Source organism: Pseudomonas koreensis, from assembly GCF_025447595.1.
Lineage (GTDB): Bacteria > Pseudomonadota > Gammaproteobacteria > Pseudomonadales > Pseudomonadaceae > Aquipseudomonas > Aquipseudomonas koreensis_H.
In genome coordinates this window covers 82891-100141 of the sequence record NZ_JAOEJU010000019.1, presented here as the reverse complement: position 1 = coordinate 100141, position 17251 = coordinate 82891, and the positions used below count along the sequence as shown (strand labels likewise).

The 17251-nt window shown below is 61.3% G+C and carries 11 protein-coding genes; 8 read left to right on the top strand and 3 right to left on the bottom strand.

What is annotated here, in order from left to right; genetic code table 11:
- The first annotated feature begins 2 nt into the window (after positions 1-2).
- The 4 genes from N8H71_RS21200 to N8H71_RS21185 all read left to right on the top strand — a co-directional run bounded on the left by N8H71_RS21200 (position 3) and on the right by N8H71_RS21185 (position 8618).
- Positions 3-773, top strand: coding sequence for an electron transfer flavoprotein subunit beta (locus tag N8H71_RS21200; protein WP_102716762.1), 771 nt, complete (start codon positions 3-5; stop codon positions 771-773).
- A gap of 1089 nt (positions 774-1862) precedes the next feature.
- Positions 1863-5315 (top strand): GMC oxidoreductase, encoded by a 3453-nt coding sequence (locus N8H71_RS21195; RefSeq protein WP_262195562.1) that lies wholly within the window; start codon positions 1863-1865, stop codon positions 5313-5315.
- A gap of 164 nt (positions 5316-5479) precedes the next feature.
- Positions 5480-7348, top strand: coding sequence for a hypothetical protein (locus N8H71_RS21190; RefSeq protein WP_262195561.1), 1869 nt, complete (start codon positions 5480-5482; stop codon positions 7346-7348).
- A 25-nt stretch (positions 7349-7373) separates the two neighbouring features.
- A complete protein-coding gene (locus N8H71_RS21185; protein WP_207984170.1) occupies positions 7374-8618 on the top strand; it encodes a metallophosphoesterase family protein in 1245 nt (414 codons plus the stop codon).
- 110 nt (positions 8619-8728) lie between these two features.
- Here the strand turns inward: N8H71_RS21185 and gbcA are convergent, their stop codons facing one another.
- Entirely contained in the window at positions 8729-10021 is a 1293-nt protein-coding gene (gene gbcA, locus N8H71_RS21180; RefSeq protein ID WP_179693452.1) for a glycine-betaine demethylase subunit GbcA, read from the bottom strand.
- Positions 10022-10302: 281 nt separating this feature from the next.
- Between gbcA and gbcB the strand changes: the two genes are divergently transcribed.
- Complete coding sequence (gbcB, locus tag N8H71_RS21175) at positions 10303-11403, top strand: glycine-betaine demethylase subunit GbcB (protein WP_007959796.1); 1101 nt, start codon at positions 10303-10305, stop codon at positions 11401-11403.
- Positions 11404-11522: 119 nt separating this feature from the next.
- Here gbcB and N8H71_RS21170 read toward each other — a convergent pair whose 3' ends face one another.
- Positions 11523-12347, bottom strand: a complete 825-nt coding sequence (locus N8H71_RS21170) for an SDR family oxidoreductase (RefSeq protein ID WP_262195560.1) — start codon at positions 12345-12347, stop codon at positions 11523-11525.
- 212 nt (positions 12348-12559) lie between these two features.
- Complete coding sequence (locus N8H71_RS21165) at positions 12560-13600, bottom strand: low specificity L-threonine aldolase (RefSeq protein WP_114885981.1); 1041 nt, start codon at positions 13598-13600, stop codon at positions 12560-12562.
- Between the two features lie 128 nt (positions 13601-13728).
- Here N8H71_RS21165 and N8H71_RS21160 point away from each other — a divergent pair, with 128 nt between their 5' ends.
- The 3 genes from N8H71_RS21160 to N8H71_RS21150 all read left to right on the top strand — a co-directional run bounded on the left by N8H71_RS21160 (position 13729) and on the right by N8H71_RS21150 (position 17246).
- Complete coding sequence (locus N8H71_RS21160; RefSeq protein ID WP_262195559.1) at positions 13729-14439, top strand: conjugal transfer protein TraX; 711 nt, start codon at positions 13729-13731, stop codon at positions 14437-14439.
- 282 nt (positions 14440-14721) lie between these two features.
- Positions 14722-15975 (top strand): serine hydroxymethyltransferase, encoded by a 1254-nt coding sequence (gene glyA / locus N8H71_RS21155; RefSeq protein ID WP_007959804.1) that lies wholly within the window; start codon positions 14722-14724, stop codon positions 15973-15975.
- A gap of 20 nt (positions 15976-15995) precedes the next feature.
- Complete coding sequence (locus tag N8H71_RS21150; RefSeq protein ID WP_003206307.1) at positions 15996-17246, top strand: sarcosine oxidase subunit beta; 1251 nt, start codon at positions 15996-15998, stop codon at positions 17244-17246.
- Positions 17247-17251: the final 5 nt, after the last annotated feature.

The window sequence follows — 17251 nt, the reverse complement described above, 5'->3', positions numbered from 1 at the left end:
ATATGAGCACAAAGATCATCAGTCTGGTTTCAATCGGCGCCCACCCGACCTCCGGCCGCCCGCGCCGCGCCGATCAGGACGCCCGCGCGGTGGAGCTCGGCCTGCAACTGGCGGGGGATAACCTGCAAGTGCTGCACGCCGGCGACATCGCCGAACCGGCGCTGCGCGCCTATCTGGGCATGGGGCTTGCGCAGATGCATGTGCTGGAACAACCGGCTGGCGCCGATGCCTTGCCGGCGCTGACCGAGTATCTGCGTGATGCTGGTGCACAGGTCGTGTTGACCGGCAGCCAGGCGGAAACCGGCGAAGGCTCGGGGATGCTGCCGTTCCTGCTGGCTGAAGGGCTGGGCTGGCCGCTGGTGGTTGGATTGGCGCAGGTCGAATCGATCAACGACGGCTCGGCGCTGGTGCTGCAAGCCTTGCCCCGTGGCCAGCGCCGCCGGTTGAAGGTGCGCCTGCCGTTTCTCGCGACTGTGGATAACGCGGCGCCCAAGCCTCGGCAAAGTGCTTACGGCCCGGCGCGGCGGGGTGTTTTGCAAGCGGAAGATGTGGAAGTGGTGGATGACGAATTGCTTGCGGTGGCGACACTGCAACCGGCCAAGCCTCGGCCGAAACGATTGAAGGTGATCAAAGCCAAGAGCGGGGCGGACCGGATGAAGGCGGCGACGGCAAAGGCCAGTGGGGGAGGGGGCCAGGTGCTGAAAGGCGTGACGGCGCAGGCCGGTGCTGAAGCCATTCTCAAGCTGCTGATCGAAGAAGGTGTTGTCCGTTAATACACCGAACCGAAAATCCCCCTGTGGGAGCGAGCCTGCTCGCGATAGCGGACTGCCCGTTGACAGACGTGTCGGCTGACCCAACGCCATCGCGAACAGGCTCGCTCCCACATTTGAAGCTTGAGGTATGTTTACCCACAATCCCTGTTGGCGGATCTGTGGATAACGTGTTCGCCCCTCCCTGAACCCCACGCCAATCAAGCCCTCCAGCCCCCAGATCAAAAAACAACCAGCCTAACTCGCGGTTTTTTCTTGGTTTTTCCCCAGAACAACATCCAGACTTGCCCCCAATCTCTGTTGGCGCTTCTGTGGATAAGATGTTCGCTACCCTCTAAGAGCCATATAAACCGTGGCTTACAACGTTCTGATCAAAAAACGCTCAATCCAGCCTTTTAACCCGCCAATCCCCACGCCAACCCCGAATTATCAACGCCTTCAGCGCTTTTCCACAGCACTCTTCAAGTTACCCCCGAACTCTGTTGGCGCTTCTGTGGATAACATGTTCGCCATCCTCTGCAAGCCATGTAATCCAAGCTCTGTGGCGATCTGATCAAAAAACAGCCAATCGCTAACGGAAACCCTTCTTCTGGATAAGTCACGGTTTTTCTTCACAAAACCCCGATTATTTTTCCAGGTCATCCACAGTTGTCCCCATTAGCTGTGGGTGGCTATGTGGATAACTTGTTCGCCAAACCCGGCAACCCCCGGCGGGCTTAGTCCAAACGGCAATTGATCAGATTTCATACAGTTCTAAGAACCTGCCTTGACTTCGATCCGGCGCCTGTCTTCACTGCAATGGCACAAGGACAGCCGTCACTTATCCACATCTGGTTCAGGGAGAACGCGTGATGGATACCCAGCCACACCGCTTGGCCCTCAATCCCTGCACCCTCCGCGCTCTGCCGGCACCTTCGCCGCGAAAGCGTACGTTGCGTCGTGCCGCCAATCAGCATGCCCGCCTGTAGCGCCTGATTTCTGCCCCAAACCGCTGTACTGCCGTCGGGATGTCCCGGAGGCCAGGTGCCCGTTCGCCCATTGATTGCAGGCAACCGCAGAGTTGCCCCATCTGCCTGAGAGAGGAACCACCTCATGACACGGATCGCAACGCCCATCAGCGAAATCAAGGAACATTACGACGTGATCGTCATCGGCTCCGGGTACGGCGGCGGCATTGCCGCGTCGCGCCTGTCCCGGGCCGGTAGAAAGGTCTGTCTGCTGGAGCGCGGTCGGGAGATCCAGCCCGGCGAATACCCCAACACCATGATCGCCGCGACCGAGGAATTGCAGGTACACGATCCGGACGGCCACATTGGCTCGCGCACCGGGTTGTTCGACCTGCATGTCAACGCGCAGCAGAACGTGGTGGTCGGTTGCGGCCTCGGCGGCACGTCGCTGATCAATGCCAACGTTTCCCTGGAGCCGACCGTTGATGTGTTCCAGGATCCGCGCTGGCCATTGGCGGTGCGCGAAGACCACGATGGCTTGCTCCAGTTGGGTTACCAAAAGGCCCGGGAGATGCTCAAACCCAATCCCTACCCGAGCACCTCGCCGAACCTGCCGAAACTCGATGCCAACAAAAAATCCGCAGACTTCCTCAAGCAAGGCGCGCACTTCTACAAGCCGCCGATCAACGTGACCTTCGACAAACTGCCCAACAACCTCAACCACGTCGGCGTCGAGCAACTGCCGTGCAACCACTGCGGCGACTGCGTTTCGGGCTGTAACAACAAGGCCAAGAACACCACGCTGATGAACTACCTGCCTGACGCCACCAATCACGGCGCGGAGATTTTCTGCCAGGCCCAGGTGCGGCATCTGGAGCGCGACGGCAACGGCTGGATCGTGCACTTCCAGTATCTCGACAGCGGTCGCGAGAAATTCGACGCGCCGACCTTGTTCGTGAAGGCCGACATCGTCGTGGTCTCCGCCGGCACCCTCGGTTCCACCGAGATTCTGCTGCGCTCGCGGGACAAAGGCCTGGTGATGTCCGGCCAGCTCGGCGAGAACATGAGCGGCAACGGCGACATCCTCGGCTTCGGCCATAACTGCGAGCAGACCATCAACGGCATCGGCTTCGGCGCGCATTCGGCCAAGGAAATGCAACCGGTCGGCCCGTGCATCACCTCGATCATCGACATGCGCACCGAGGGTGACCGCAGCAGTCGCATGGTCATCGAGGAAGGTTCGATTCCCGGCGCGCTCGGCCGGCCGATGGTGCCGGCGATGGCCGGGTTCGCCGAGATGATCGGCAAGCCCACCGACGACAGCTTCAGCGGCAAGGTGAAGTACAAGGAGCGCGAAGCCGAAAGCTTCCTGCGCGGCCCTTATCACGGCGCGGTGCACAACATGCAGACCTACCTGATCATGAGCCACGACAGCGGCCAGGGACGCATGGTCCTCGACAGCAAGGATCAACTGCGCATCGACTGGCCGGGTGTCGGCGAGCAGGAAAACTTCAAGATCGGCAACGAACGGCTGTACCAGAGCACCAAGGCCCTGGGCGGGATCTGGGTCGAGAATCCGATCTGGACCAAGCTGCTCAAGCACAGCATCGTCTCGGTGCATCCGCTCGGCGGTTGTGTGATGGGTGAAGACGCCGCGCAAGGCGTGGTCAACCACAAGGGCCAGGTGTTCAGCGGTGCCAGTGGCACCGATGTCTACGCCAACCTGTACGTGACCGACGGCGCGGTGATCCCGACGTCACTGGCAGTCAATCCGCTGCTGACCATCTCCGCCGTGAGCGAGCGGAACATGGGCCTGCTGGCCGCCGATCGTGGCTGGACGATCGACTACACGCTGCCATCGGCGCCGCGCAAACAGACCGCGCCGCCGACCCTCGGCGTGCAGTTCACCGAAACCATGAAGGGCTACTTCTCTCGCGCTTTCACCGCCGCGCAAAGCACCGACCTGAAGGTTTATGAGGCAGCAGCCAAACGCGGCGAGGCGGACAACTCGCCGATCGACTTCACCCTGACCATCACCGCCAACGACCTGAACCGGATGATCAAGGAGCCGGAACACGCCGCGACCATCGTCGGCACGGTGATCGCCCCGGCGCTGTCGCCGGAACCGCTGACCGCCAGTAACGGCGTGTTCAATCTGTTCGAACAATTCGAGCAGCAGGTCGATACGCGCCACATGAAATACGACATGAAACTGACAGCCGAGGACGGCCACGATTATTTCTTCAGCGCCTTCAAAACCGTGCCGGAAGACAACGGCGTGCTGAATATCTGGCACGACACCAGCACCCTCTACGTGACCCTGTATCGCGGCCCTGACAAGACCGGCGAGGTGATTGGCTCTGGTGTGATGCACATCAAACCGACCGATTTCGCCAAGCAGATGACCACCATGAAAGTCCTCAATGCGCGCAACGAGCGTGAGCGCATCGAAGGGCTGGCGCGGTTCGGCAAGTTCTTCGCCGGGATTCTCTGGGAGAGTTATGGCGGGGTGTTTGCCGGGGACAAATACTTCAACCCCGACGCGCCGCCACGACTGAAACGGCCACTGGATGCGCCGACGCCGGCCGTGCATTTCTTCTCCACTGAAGACGGCGTCCAACTGCGCCTGACCCGCTATCAGGCCGGCAGCAAAGGCCCGGTGATGCTGGTGCATGGTTTGGGTGTGGGCTCGAATATCTTCTCGACCGATACGATCCAGACCAACTTGCTGGAGTTTCTCTGCAAGCACGACTACGACGTGTGGCTGCTGGATTTCCGGGTGAGCATCCTGTTGCCGGCGAGCAAGAAGGAGTGGAACGGCGACCAGATTGCCCAGTACGACTTCAAGGCCGCCATCGCACAGATCCAGCAGGAAACCCAAGCCAAGAACGTGCAATGCGTGGTGCATTGCTACGGCGCCACGACCTTCTTCATGTCGCTGCTCGCCGGTTTGCAGGGCGTGCGTTCGGTGGTCTGCTCGCAGATTGCCGCCGACACGGTGGTCGCGACGGCAACGGGGTTGAAGGCCGGTCTGCACTTGCCGGGGATGCTCGATGCGATCGGAATCAAATCCATGACCGCCTATGCCGACAGTAAGGAGAACTGGTTCAACCGGCTCTACGACAAGGCGCTCAACGGCTATGCGCGGATCGAAGCCCAGGGCTATTGCACCAACCCGGTGTGCCACCGCATCACCTTCATGTACGCCTCGCTGTACCGCCACGACACCCTCAACGAGACCCTGCACGACAACCTGCACGAGCTGTTCGGTGAGTCGAACATCGAGACCTTCGAGCATCTGGCGCTGATCGTGCGCAAAGGGCATCTGGTGGATTTCAAAGGGCACGACGTGTACATGCCGCACTTCGACCGGCTGACCATGCCGATCTGCTTCATCAGCGGCGCCGACAACCAGTGTTATCTGCCGGAAAGCACGCTCAGGACCTATCAGCGGGTTTGCGAGAAGCACGGGCCGGAACGCTACAGCCGGCATGTGGTGCCGGGTTACGGCCACATCGATTGCATGTTCGGCAAGAACGCGGTGGTCGATGTGTATCCGATCATCCTTGAACACCTGGAGAAAACAGCCCTCGGTTGATCTCAGACCGAGTCGACTGCCATCGCGAGCAAGCTCGCTCCCACAGGGGACTGTGTCGAGCACAAATCCTGAGCATGGCTGCGCTCTCTGTGGGAGCGAGCTTGCTCGCGATGGCGACAGGTCAGGCGCTACACCTCTCCGGTCTGCACAAGGAAATGGATGACATGGACAGCTACATCCGCTGGTTTCAACGCTTCATCTGGCTCGGCATTGCGATGAACATGGTGTTCGCGATCCCGGCGCTGTTTGCGCCGGGGTTGCTGACATCGGTGGTCGGCCTGCCGCCGCAACTCTCCGACCCGTGGCTGGAAAACGCCGGGATGCTGCTGGTCGGCATCAGCGTGTTCTACATGCCGTCGGGTTTCAACGCGCCGCGCTACGTGGTGCATTCCTGGCTGTGCGTGCTGACGCGGTTGATCGCGGTGGCGTTCTGGATCTATCTGATCAACACCAGCAGCCAGGGCTCGGTATTCGTGCCGATGCTGATGGGCGACCTGAGCTTTTTCCTGATCCTCGGCATCCTGCTGTACCTCGGCACCACCCCTGAAAACCGACCCTTGGCGCTGCTCTGTGACGGCTGGCGCGAGTGGCGGGCGGCGTGGGCGCGGCAGTGGCAGAGTCACGCGTTCAAGGTCGGCACGCTGGTCGTGGTCGCGCTGCTGGCGTTCATCGGTTATCAGACCTGGTATCAGATGCTGCGCGTGGTGCCGGAGCAGGATTACGCCTCCGACGAAGATCACTACAAATACGCCGCCATCGGTCTCGGTATTGAGGCGCGGATTCCGTATTACCTGTTCTCGGTGCTGCCACAGATGTGCCCGGAAAAACTGCCGAAACCCGGCGGCTGGGAAGTCTTCGGTTTCCTGTTCGAGAACGGCAAGGACCTGCCGATCGGCATGGCCAAGCGGCAGATCGGTTACCCGACCGTCGAGCCGAACTGCGCGCTGTGCCACACCGGTTCCTACCGGGCGAATGCCAGCGACGTCGCGGTGAATGTGCCGAGCGCACCGGCCAATACCCTGCAACTGCAGGCTTTCCAGTGGTTCGCCTACGATTGCGCCAGCGACCCCAAATTCACCACCGACGCGGTGATGGCGGCGATCAACAGCAAGTTCCAGCTCGGCTTCTTCGAGAAGATCTACAACCGTTACCTGATCATTCCGATGGCCAAGACCGCGCTGCTCAAACAGAAGCAGGCGTACGCCTGGCAGAAGCTGCGCCCGCAACAGGGGCCGGGGCGCACCGACACCTTCAACCCGACGAAAATGGTGGTGTTCGGCTTCCCGGATGACTCGACCATCGGCACCGTCGACCTGCCGCAAGTGTGGAACCAGAAACCCAGGGAATCGATGTACCTGCACTGGGACGGCAATAACAACAAGATCCACGAGCGCAACTACGCCGCCGCGATGGCCGTGGGCGCGACGCCGGAATCGGTGCTGCCGCCGAGTTTCAACCGGGTGACCAACTGGCTGCTCGGGCACAAGGCGCCGGCGTGGCCGTGGGCACTGGATCAGGCCAAGGTTGCTCAGGGCAAACCGGTGTGGGAAGCCAATTGCGCCAGTTGTCATGATTTTGGGCGTACCGACACCGGGCAAGTCACCACCAACATCGACCAGCTCGGCACTGATCCGCACCGGCTGAACTCGTTCACCACCGGGCTGGTGGCGGCGTTCCACACCTTCAAGAAACCGCCGTTCGATTTCGGCGCCTATCGCAAGACCCAGAGCTACAGCAACACGCCCACCGACGGCATCTGGCTGCGCGCGCCGTACCTGCACAACGGCTCGGTACCGACCCTGTGGGACTTGCTGCAACCGCCGGAAAAACGTCCGCAGGTGTTCATCACCGGCTCCGATGTCTACGACCCGGTCAACGTCGGCTTCGTGACCAGTGGCGCCCAGGCCAAGGCCTCGGCGGACTTCACGTACGACACGCGTCTGGAAGGCAACCACAACAGCGGTCACCTGTACGGCACGACGCTGTCGGACGACGACAAGCGTGCGCTGATCGAATTCATGAAAACCCTGTGAACCCTTACGGATAGAGGATTACGTCATGTCAGCGGTCGGTCATCTGAAACACGAATACGACAAGGTCAAGGTGCGCCTGCACGGCTTGTTCACACGCATCGAAATGGCCTGGATGAAGCTCATCAGCGAACTCGAACCCAAGGAATTCGAGGCCATCATCAAGTTGCTCCAGCGCGGTCACGATCAGGCGCAATACGTGCTCAAGCACGGCGAGCTGCCGGACGACGAACCGGCGGTGCCGTGGGAGTTGTCCCACGGCCTGTCGATCCTGCGCATCGGTAATGCGACGCCGCTGCCGCAATCGCCCGATCAACTGCAGACCAAGGTGCTCAAGGACGGCACGCTGCTCGGCTGTCGCAAGTGGGAGCTGCTGGATCTGCTGTGGAGCGAGGCGCTGCTCAAGTGGATCGAGAACCTGCGCCATCACGCGACCTTCGGCACCGATCCGGCGCTGGTGAAAATGGAGCGCGAAGTGACGCTGGCGATTGCCGGCGACTGGGGCACCGGGCCATTCAACAGCCATGCGCCGGCGGTGTCGGTGGCCAACCAGATGCAACTGGCCAATGCCGATTTCACCATTCACCTGGGGGATGTTTATTACGCGGGCACCCACTCCCAGGAAGACACCGACATGGCCGGCTGGCCGATGGGTACCCACGGCTCGTTCACCCTCAATTCCAACCACGAGATGTACAGCGGCGCCCACGGTTATTTCAAGGAACTGGCCGCGCGCTTTCCGGGGCAACAGGGCACCAGCTACTTCGCCCTGATCAACGACGACTGGCTGATTGTCGGGCTGGACACGGCGTACGCCTCGGACGTCATGAACCTGTACATGGACGGCACGCTGAACAAGCCGCAGATCGAGTGGATGAAGGGCCTGCCCAAACGCAAGAAACTCATGGTGCTCAGCCACCATCAGGGTTTCGACATCACCGGGCACAACAAGACCGCGCTGTATCAACCGGTGTGCGATGCACTGGGGCGTGAGCCGGATTATTGGTATTGGGGGCATCTGCATAACGGCATCGTCTACGCGACTCAGGGCGGACTGCATGCACGATGCGCCGGCCACGGGGCGATTCCCTACGGCACCACCAGCGAGCTGAACGGGCATTCGCGGGTGCTGTTTTCGGAGACGAAGGATGCGAACGATCCGGACTATCCGCTGCGGGTGTTGAATGGCTACGCGAAGATCAGGTTGGTGGGGGAGGAGATTTTCGAGGAGTTTATCGGGGAGGATGGCAGCGTGAGGTGGTCATCGAAGTGATGTGATGACTGGCCCGGCCCTTTCGTCGGATCGCCGCCCGGACCAAGCTCGCTCCCACAGTGGAACGCGTTTCCCTGTGGGAGCGAGCTTGCTCGCGAAGCTTTTTGATTTTAGCCCTGAACTGGAACACCCTTGAGGTAAGGCGCAGGCTCGGCCCCGAGGTTGCTCAGCATCCGCTCGCTGTACCAGTCCACGAAGTTGACCACACCGAATTCATAAGTCTTCGAGTACGGGCCCGGCTGGTAAGCCGTGGAGTTGATCCCGCGCTGGTTTTCTTCAGCCAGACGACGGTCCTGATCGTTGGTCGCGTCCCACACTTTGCGCATGCGTTCGACGTCGTAGTCCACGCCTTCGACCGCATCCTTGTGCACCAGCCACTTGGTGGTGACCATGGTTTCCTGGGCGCTGATCGGCCACACGGTGAACACGATGATGTGGTCGCCCATGCAGTGGTTCCACGAGTGCGGCAGGTGCAGGATGCGCATCGAGCCCAGATCCGGGTTCTTGATCCGGCCCATCAGTTTGGCGCAGCCCTGTTTGCCGTCCATGGTCATCGACACGGTGCCCTTGAGCAGCGGCATGCGCACGATGCGGTTGCGCAGGCCGAAACTGGCGTGGGCGTAAGGGATCTTCTCGGCTTCCCAGGCAGCGGCGGAGGCGGCGACGTGGTCCTTGAACGCCTGATCGGCGCGCGGGTCGGTGACGTCGTCCCATTCCAGCAGGGTTTTCAGCAGTTCCGGGTGCGAACCGTTGCAGTGGTAGCACTCGCGGTTGTTTTCCAGCACCAGTTTCCAGTTGGCCTTTTCCATCAAGGTGGTGGTAATCGCCACCTTGGTGTTCTCCATGTCGTACGGTTCCATGTAGTGGTTCAGCGTCGACAGGAAGTCATCGATGGCCGGCGGGTTCTCCGCCAGGCTGATGAAGATGTAGCCGCCGGCAGTCTTCACGTTCACCGGTTTGAGGCCGTATTGCTTCATGTCGAAGTCGGCGCCCATCTCGGTACCGGCGAACAGCAGGCGACCGTCCAGCTCGTAGGTCCACTGGTGGTAGTGGCAGACCAGTTTGGCAACCTTGCCCTTGTCGCTGGTGCACAGGCGCGAGCCACGGTGGCGGCAGACGTTGTGGAACGCATGCACCACGCCTTCGGCGCCGCGAATGACGATGATCGGGTTCTTGCCGATCTGCAGGGTGATGTAGTTGCCCTTGGCCGGGATTTCGCAGGTCATGCCGGCGATCAACCACTCCTTCTGGAAGATCTCCTGCATGTCGATATCGAACAGGCGCTCGTCGCTGTAGAAAGGTTGCGGCAGGGAGTAGGTGCGCTCGCGTTCCTGCAGCATTTGTGCGGTGGCCTTGCGTGCGGGTTCCAGCGGGTCGCCCAGGCTGATTTTTGCGGTGTCCATCGATGTAATCCTCAAGGCCATCTGCGTGGCCGCGAAAGTGGCTGATCAGGGTTGCTACGCAAGGTGTAAAGAATCTGTTTGTGTTGGGGGCGAGTGTGGGGCCGCCGCTGCCCGGAACCTTATCCATGGGCGACATGGTGCAATCTGTTCCCGACGCGCAACCCCCGGTGGTTGGGGGCTGGTCGCGATAAGTATGTGAATGTCGCGGATAGGTAAACGGGCGCTTCACGCTATACGCAGAATCGCCACATGAAGGCCGACAGTCGGCCGTGGAGAACAGCATGTCGAACAGCTTCCTGAATCCGGTCACCACCCAGACCTGGGCCAATGGCCGACACATCGTCCGTTGCGTCAAAGTCATCCAGGAAACCTGGGATGTGCGCACCTTCTGTTTCATGGCCGACCAGCCGATTCTGTTCTTCTTCAAGCCCGGGCAATTCGTGACCCTGGAGCTGGAGATCGAAGGCCAGCCGATCATGCGTTCGTACACCATCTCCAGCTCGCCATCGGTGCCGTACAGTTTTTCGGTGACCATCAAGCGCGTGCCGGGGGGCAAGGTGTCCAACTGGCTGCACGACACGCTGCATGAAGGCCAGGAGCTGGCGGTGCACGGGCCGGTCGGACTGTTCAACGCCATCGACTTCCCGAGCCCGAAAGTGCTGTACCTGAGCGGCGGCGTCGGCATCACGCCGTGCATGTCCATGGCGCGCTGGTTCTACGACACCAACGGCAACGTCGACATGACGTTCATCCACAGCGCTCGCTCGCCGAAAGACATCATTTACCACCGCGAGCTGGAACACATGGCGTCGCGGATCGACAACTTCAGTCTGCACCTGATCTGCGAGAAACACGGGCTGGGCGAGCCGTGGGCCGGCTATCGCGGCTACCTCAACCACAAGATGCTGGAACTGATGGTGCCGGACTTCCTCGAGCGCGAAGTCTTCTGCTGTGGCCCGACGCCGTACATGACCGCAGTCAAGCGCCTGCTGGAAAACGCCGGCTACGACATGAAGCGCTATCACGAGGAATCCTTCGGCGCCACGCCACCGGAAGCCCGCGCCGATGCAGTCGAGCAGGCGGAGCAGGCAGCAGAGGCACCGGAAGTCCCGGCGGCGGATCTGCACCTGGTGGAATTCACCTCTTCGGACAAGAGCATCCGCGTTGCGCCGGGCGAGACCGTGCATGCGGCGGCGGCCAAGGTCGGCCTGATGATCCCGAAAGCCTGCGGCATGGGGATCTGCGGGACGTGCAAGGTGCTCAAGCTGGGCGGCGAGGTGGAAATGGATCACAACGGCGGGATCACCGAGGACGACGAGGCGGAGGGGTACATTCTTTCTTGCTGCAGTGTGCCGAAGGGGGATGTTCGTATCGAGTATTGATCCGAATGGGATAAGCCTGAGGGAGCGAGCCTGCTCGCGATGACGTCGGAACATTCAATATTGATATTGACTGATTCACCGCAATCGCGAGCAGGCTCGCTCCCACAATGGCTTGTCGTTCAGTCGACGAATAAGTCTGTCATCAACTTCGCATCACTTCCTGGCTCAAAGCGGTAATGATCGAACTCGGTCAAGCCGCTCTCCCGCAAAATCTCCTCATCAATCAACAGCCGCCCGGTAATTCTCCGTCCGCTGCTGCCCAGAATCACATGTGCCGCATCCGCCATGATCGCGGGCGTGCGCGCATGCTTGAACGACTCCCGGTTGCCTAGCTGAAACTCGATCGCCGCCGTGGCAATCATGGTCTGCGGCCACAGCGAATTGACGCTGATCCCATAGTTGGCGAACTCCTCGCTCATCCCGACAGTCAGCATGCTCATGCCGTACTTGGTCACGGTGTAGGGGCTGTATTGCGCGAACCATTTGCTGGCCAGGTTCAGCGGCGGTGACAGGTTGAGAATGTGCCCGGCGGATTTTTTCAGATAGGGCAGGGCCGCCTGGCTGCAGAGCAACACCGCGCGGGTGTTGATCTGGTGCATCAGGTCGAAACGCTTGAGTTCGATGTGTTGCACACCGGTCAGCTTGATCGCCCCGGCGTTGTTCACCAGCGCATCAATCCCGCCGAAATGTTCATTGGCCTGGGCCAGCGCCTGACGCACCGCGTCTTCATCACGCACATCCAGTTGCAACGCCAAAGCCTTGCCCCCCGCCGCTTCGACTTCAGCGGCGACGCTGTGGATGGTGCCGGGCAACTTGGCGTGCGGTTCGGCGCTCTTGGCCGCGATCACGATATTGGCCCCGTCCTGTGCAGCCCGCAGCGCAATCTCGCGCCCGATGCCACGGCTGGCGCCAGTGATGAACAAGGTTTTGCCTTTTAGCGACATGCGCAAGCTCCTGCTTATTGTTATGTGAGCGATGGCTCGACAAACAATGTAGACCAAGTCTTCAGGCGCAGACGGTGAGGGCGATCAGGCGGGCTTTTGTAAGAGCGAGCCTGCTCGCGATGGCGCAATGTCAGCTTGCATCCAGGTTGGATGTGCTGGCCTCATCGCGAGCAGTCTCGCTCCCTCAGGGGGGGGCTGTGTAAGCCGGGACTTTAGTGGGACATGACTTCGCGGATGTCGCGTGCCAGTTCGCGGACGCGTTCTTCTTCGGTGTCCCACGAGCACATGAAGCGGGCGCCGCCCTTGCCGATGAAGGTATAGAAGCGCCAGCCGCGCGCGGTCAGGGCGGCGATGGCCGGTTCCGAGAGTTGCAGGAATACGCCGTTGGCCTGGACCGGGAACATCAGTTCCACGCCCGGAATGTCGCTGACCAGTTCGGCCAGCAGTTGTGCGCAGTGGTTGGCGTGGCGGGCGTATTTGAGCCAGGCGTCGTTTTCCAGGATGCCGACCCACGGGGCCGACAGGAAACGCATCTTCGAGGCCAGTTGCCCGGCCTGCTTGCAGCGGTAGTCGAAGTCTTCGGCCAGTTTGTGGTTGAAGAACAGGATCGCCTCACCCACCGCCATGCCGTTTTTCGTGCCGCCGAAGCACAGCACGTCGACGCCGGCCTTCCAGGTCAGGTCTGCCGGCGAGCAGCCGAGGAACGCGCAGGCGTTGGAGAAACGCGCGCCGTCCATGTGCAGGTTCAGGCCCAGTTCCTTGCAGGTGTCGCTGATGGCGCGGACTTCTTCCGGGGTGTAGACGCTGCCCACTTCAGTGGCCTGGGTCAGGGTCACGACGCGCGGTTTCGGGTAGTGGATGTCCTGGCGCTTGAGCGCGACTTCGCGGATCGAGGCCGGGGTGATCTTGCCGTTTTCAGTCCCGGCGATCAGCAGTTTCGAACCGTTGGAGAAGAATTCCGGTGCGCCGCATTCGTCGGTTTCGACGTGGGCGGTTTCCGAGCAGATCACGCTGTGGTAACTCTGGCACAGCGACGACAGCGCGAGGGAGTTGGCGGCGGTGCCGTTGAAGGCGAAGAACACTTCGCAGTCGGTCTCGAACAGCTTGCGGAAATAATCGGAGGCGCGTGCTGTCCACTCATCGTCGCCATAGGCGCGCTGGTGGCCGTGGTTGGCCTGTTCCATGGCAGCCCAGGCTTCGGGGCAGATACCGGAGTAGTTGTCGCTGGCGAATTGTTGGCTCTTGTCGGTCATGGCCGGCTTCCGTGATCGAGGCGCTTGTGGCGCTTCGTGGGGTCAATGATGGTGCGCACTGTACCGAAGATCATCCGGGGAGCACACGGGATGTCGCTGTCAGAACTTTACAAGGATGCGAGCCGATTATGCACCTGAGCCAGCGCGACGGCGCACTCGATCTGCTCAAGTGGCTCGCGCTGCTGAGCATGCTGCTCGATCACCTGCGATATGTCGGGATCAGTGCCGATTGGCTGTATGTGCCGGGACGACTGGCGTTCCCGTGGTTCTGCCTGGCGATGGCGGCGAACCTGGCGCGGGACGGCGCGCGCAAGACCGAATGGCGCTATCTGGGCTGGTTGTTGCTGTTCAGCGCTGTGAGTGAAATTCCCTACCGCTTGTACATTCCCGAGCCCGACACTTTGAACGTGATGCCCACGCTGGCGTTGGGCCTGCTGGTGGCGCGGGGCTGGCAGGATCGGGCGCTTATTCCGCGATTGTTGGCTGTCGGCGCATTGCTGGTGGCGGCTATTTTCCCGGAGCGACTGATGTTCGGCTTGTTCGGCGTCCTGCTGCCACTGGCGACGTTGCTGGTATTTCGTCGACCCTGGTTTTTCAGCCTGCTGCCGGGCCTGCTGTGTCTGGCCGCGAATCAATGGCGGGTGCTCTACGAATCTGCGCAGTTCGGCAATCTGGTCGCCATCCTCGGGATTGCGACATGCCTGATGGCGCCAGTGCTCGGAATGTTCCTGTTGCGACACGCGCGACATCTTCAGCCGCCCCCGATGAGGCGCTGGGCGTATGCCCTTTATCCCGTACATTTCATGCTGTTGCTCGCAATACGCACGGCTTGCCTATAACCCTGTGGGAGCGGGCTTGCCCGCGAATGCGCCGGGTCAGACAGTAATGATGTCGACTGACACTCCCTCTTCGCGGGCAAGCCCGCTCCCACAGGGTTCTCCAGTGTTTTCGAGATGGAGTCTGGCGAGGGCATTTCACGCCATGTCGTAAACGCACCTTTGCGTGGCGCCCGTAGGCATTTGACCTCCCTGCGCCGGCCATACCATCGCATCAAAGGGCATTGGCTGAACGCCGTGCCTTACCGAGACGAATGGCGCACAGATGCCGCTGGGAGAGACGCGATGTTCAGCAAGCAAGACCAGATCCAGGGTTACGACGATGCACTGCTGGCGGCGATGAATGCCGAGGAGCAACGTCAGGAAGATCACATCGAGCTAATCGCGTCGGAGAACTACACCAGCAAACGCGTGATGGAAGCGCAAGGCAGCGGCCTGACCAACAAATACGCCGAAGGCTATCCGGGCAAGCGCTATTACGGTGGCTGCGAGCACGTCGACAAGGTCGAAGCCCTGGCCATCGAACGCGCCAAGCAATTGTTCGGCGCCGACTACGCCAACGTCCAGCCGCACTCCGGTTCCTCGGCCAACAGCGCCGTGTACCTGGCCCTGCTGCAAGCGGGCGACACCATCCTCGGCATGAGCCTGGCCCACGGCGGTCACCTGACCCACGGCGCCAAGGTCTCGTCTTCGGGCAAGCTGTACAACGCCGTGCAGTACGGCATCGATACCAAGACCGGTCTGATCGATTACGACGAAGTCGAGCGTCTGGCCGTCGAGTGCAAACCGAAAATGATCGTCGCCGGTTTCTCGGCCTACTCGAAAACCCTCGACTTCCCGCGCTTCCGTCAGATCGCCGACAAGGTTGGTGCGCTGCTGTTCGTCGACATGGCCCACGTCGCCGGTCTGGTGGCTGCCGGTCTGTACCCGAACCCGCTGCCGTACGCCGATGTGGTCACCACCACCACCCACAAGACCCTGCGCGGTCCGCGTGGCGGCCTGATCCTGGCCAAGTCCAACGAAGAAATCGAGAAGAAGCTCAACGCCGCCGTATTCCCCGGTGCCCAGGGTGGCCCGCTGATGCACGTCATCGCTGGCAAGGCCGTGTGCTTCAAGGAAGCGCTGGAGCCTGGCTTCAAGGCCTATCAGCAACAAGTGATCGACAACGCCCAGGCGATGGCGAGCGTATTTATCAAACGTGGCTACGATGTAGTGTCCGGCGGCACCGACAACCACCTGTTCCTGGTCAGCCTGATCCGTCAGGGCCTCACCGGTAAGGACGCAGACGCCGCCCTCGGTCGCGCGCACATCACCGTCAACAAGAACGCCGTACCGAACGACCCGCAGTCGCCGTTCGTGACCTCCGGCCTGCGCATCGGCACCCCGGCGGTGACCACTCGCGGCTTCAAGGTGACCCAGTGCGTGACGCTGGCCGGCTGGATCTGCGACATCCTCGACAACCTCGGCGATGCCGATGTCGAGGCCAACGTCGCCCAGCAGGTTTCGGCCCTGTGCGCTGACTTCCCGGTTTATCGCTGAGCGTTCTGGAGTACATGACTATGCAACGCTATTCGGGCTTCGGCCTCTTCAAACACTCCCTCAGCCACCACGAAAACTGGCAGCGCATGTGGCGCACGCCGACCCCGAAAAAGGTCTACGACGTGGTCATCGTCGGCGGCGGCGGGCACGGTCTGGCGACGGCCTACTATCTGGCCAAAGAGCACGGCATCACCAACGTGGCCGTGGTCGAGAAAGGCTGGCTGGGCGGCGGTAACACCGCGCGCAACACCACCATCGTCCGTTCCAACTACCTGTGGGACGAGTCGGCGCACTTGTACGAACACGCGATGAAACTGTGGGAAGGCCTGTCTCAGGACCTGAACTACAACGTGATGTTCTCCCAGCGCGGCGTCTACAACCTGTGCCACACCCTGCAGGACATCCGTGATTCCGAGCGTCGGGTCAGCGCCAACCGCCTCAACGGCGTCGACGGTGAACTGCTCAACGCCAAGCAAGTCGCGGACGAGATCCCGTACCTCGACTGCTCGAAAAACACCCGCTACCCGGTAATGGGCGCAACCGTCCAGCGTCGCGGCGGCGTGGCCCGTCACGATGCCGTGGCGTGGGGCTTTGCCCGTGCCGCCGACGCCCTGGGCGTGGACTTGATCCAGCAGACCGAAGTGATCGGTTTCCGCAAGGAAAACGGCGTGTGCATCGGTGTTGAAACCAACAAGGGCTTTATCGGCGCCAAGCGCGTCGGCGTGGTCACCGCCGGTAACTCCGGGCACATGGCCAAGCTGGCCGGTTTCCGTCTGCCGATCGAATCCCACCCGCTGCAAGCGCTGGTGTCCGAGCCGATCAAGCCGATTATCGACAGCGTGATCATGTCCAACGCCGTGCACGGTTACATCAGCCAGTCCGACAAGGGCGACCTGGTGATCGGCGCCGGTATCGACGGCTACAACGGCTACGGTCAGCGCGGTTCGTACCCGGTGATCGAGCACACCATCCAGGCCATCGTCGAGATGTTCCCGGTGCTGTCGCGGGTGCGCATGAACCGTCAGTGGGGCGGCATCGTCGACACCACGCCGGACGCCTGCCCGATCATTTCGAAAACCCCGGTGCCGAACATGTTCTTCAACTGCGGTTGGGGCACCGGCGGCTTCAAGGCCACACCTGGCTCGGGCAACGTGTTTGCCGCAAGCCTGGCCAAGGGTGAAATGCACCCGCTGGCCGCACCGTTTTCCATCGACCGTTTCCACAACGGCGCACTGATCGACGAACACGGCGCTGCTGCCGTCGCCCACTAACAGGA

Coding starts and splice junctions, on each gene's coding strand:
- N8H71_RS21200 (WP_102716762.1), top strand. CDS start 3: ATGAGCACAAAGATCATCAGTCTGGTTTCAATCGGCGCCCACCCGACC.
- N8H71_RS21195 (WP_262195562.1), top strand. CDS start 1,863: ATGACACGGATCGCAACGCCCATCAGCGAAATCAAGGAACATTACGAC.
- N8H71_RS21190 (WP_262195561.1), top strand. CDS start 5,480: ATGGACAGCTACATCCGCTGGTTTCAACGCTTCATCTGGCTCGGCATT.
- N8H71_RS21185 (WP_207984170.1), top strand. CDS start 7,374: ATGTCAGCGGTCGGTCATCTGAAACACGAATACGACAAGGTCAAGGTG.
- gbcA (WP_179693452.1), bottom strand. CDS start 10,021: ATGGACACCGCAAAAATCAGCCTGGGCGACCCGCTGGAACCCGCACGC.
- gbcB (WP_007959796.1), top strand. CDS start 10,303: ATGTCGAACAGCTTCCTGAATCCGGTCACCACCCAGACCTGGGCCAAT.
- N8H71_RS21170 (WP_262195560.1), bottom strand. CDS start 12,347: ATGTCGCTAAAAGGCAAAACCTTGTTCATCACTGGCGCCAGCCGTGGC.
- N8H71_RS21165 (WP_114885981.1), bottom strand. CDS start 13,600: ATGACCGACAAGAGCCAACAATTCGCCAGCGACAACTACTCCGGTATC.
- N8H71_RS21160 (WP_262195559.1), top strand. CDS start 13,729: ATGCACCTGAGCCAGCGCGACGGCGCACTCGATCTGCTCAAGTGGCTC.
- glyA (WP_007959804.1), top strand. CDS start 14,722: ATGTTCAGCAAGCAAGACCAGATCCAGGGTTACGACGATGCACTGCTG.
- N8H71_RS21150 (WP_003206307.1), top strand. CDS start 15,996: ATGCAACGCTATTCGGGCTTCGGCCTCTTCAAACACTCCCTCAGCCAC.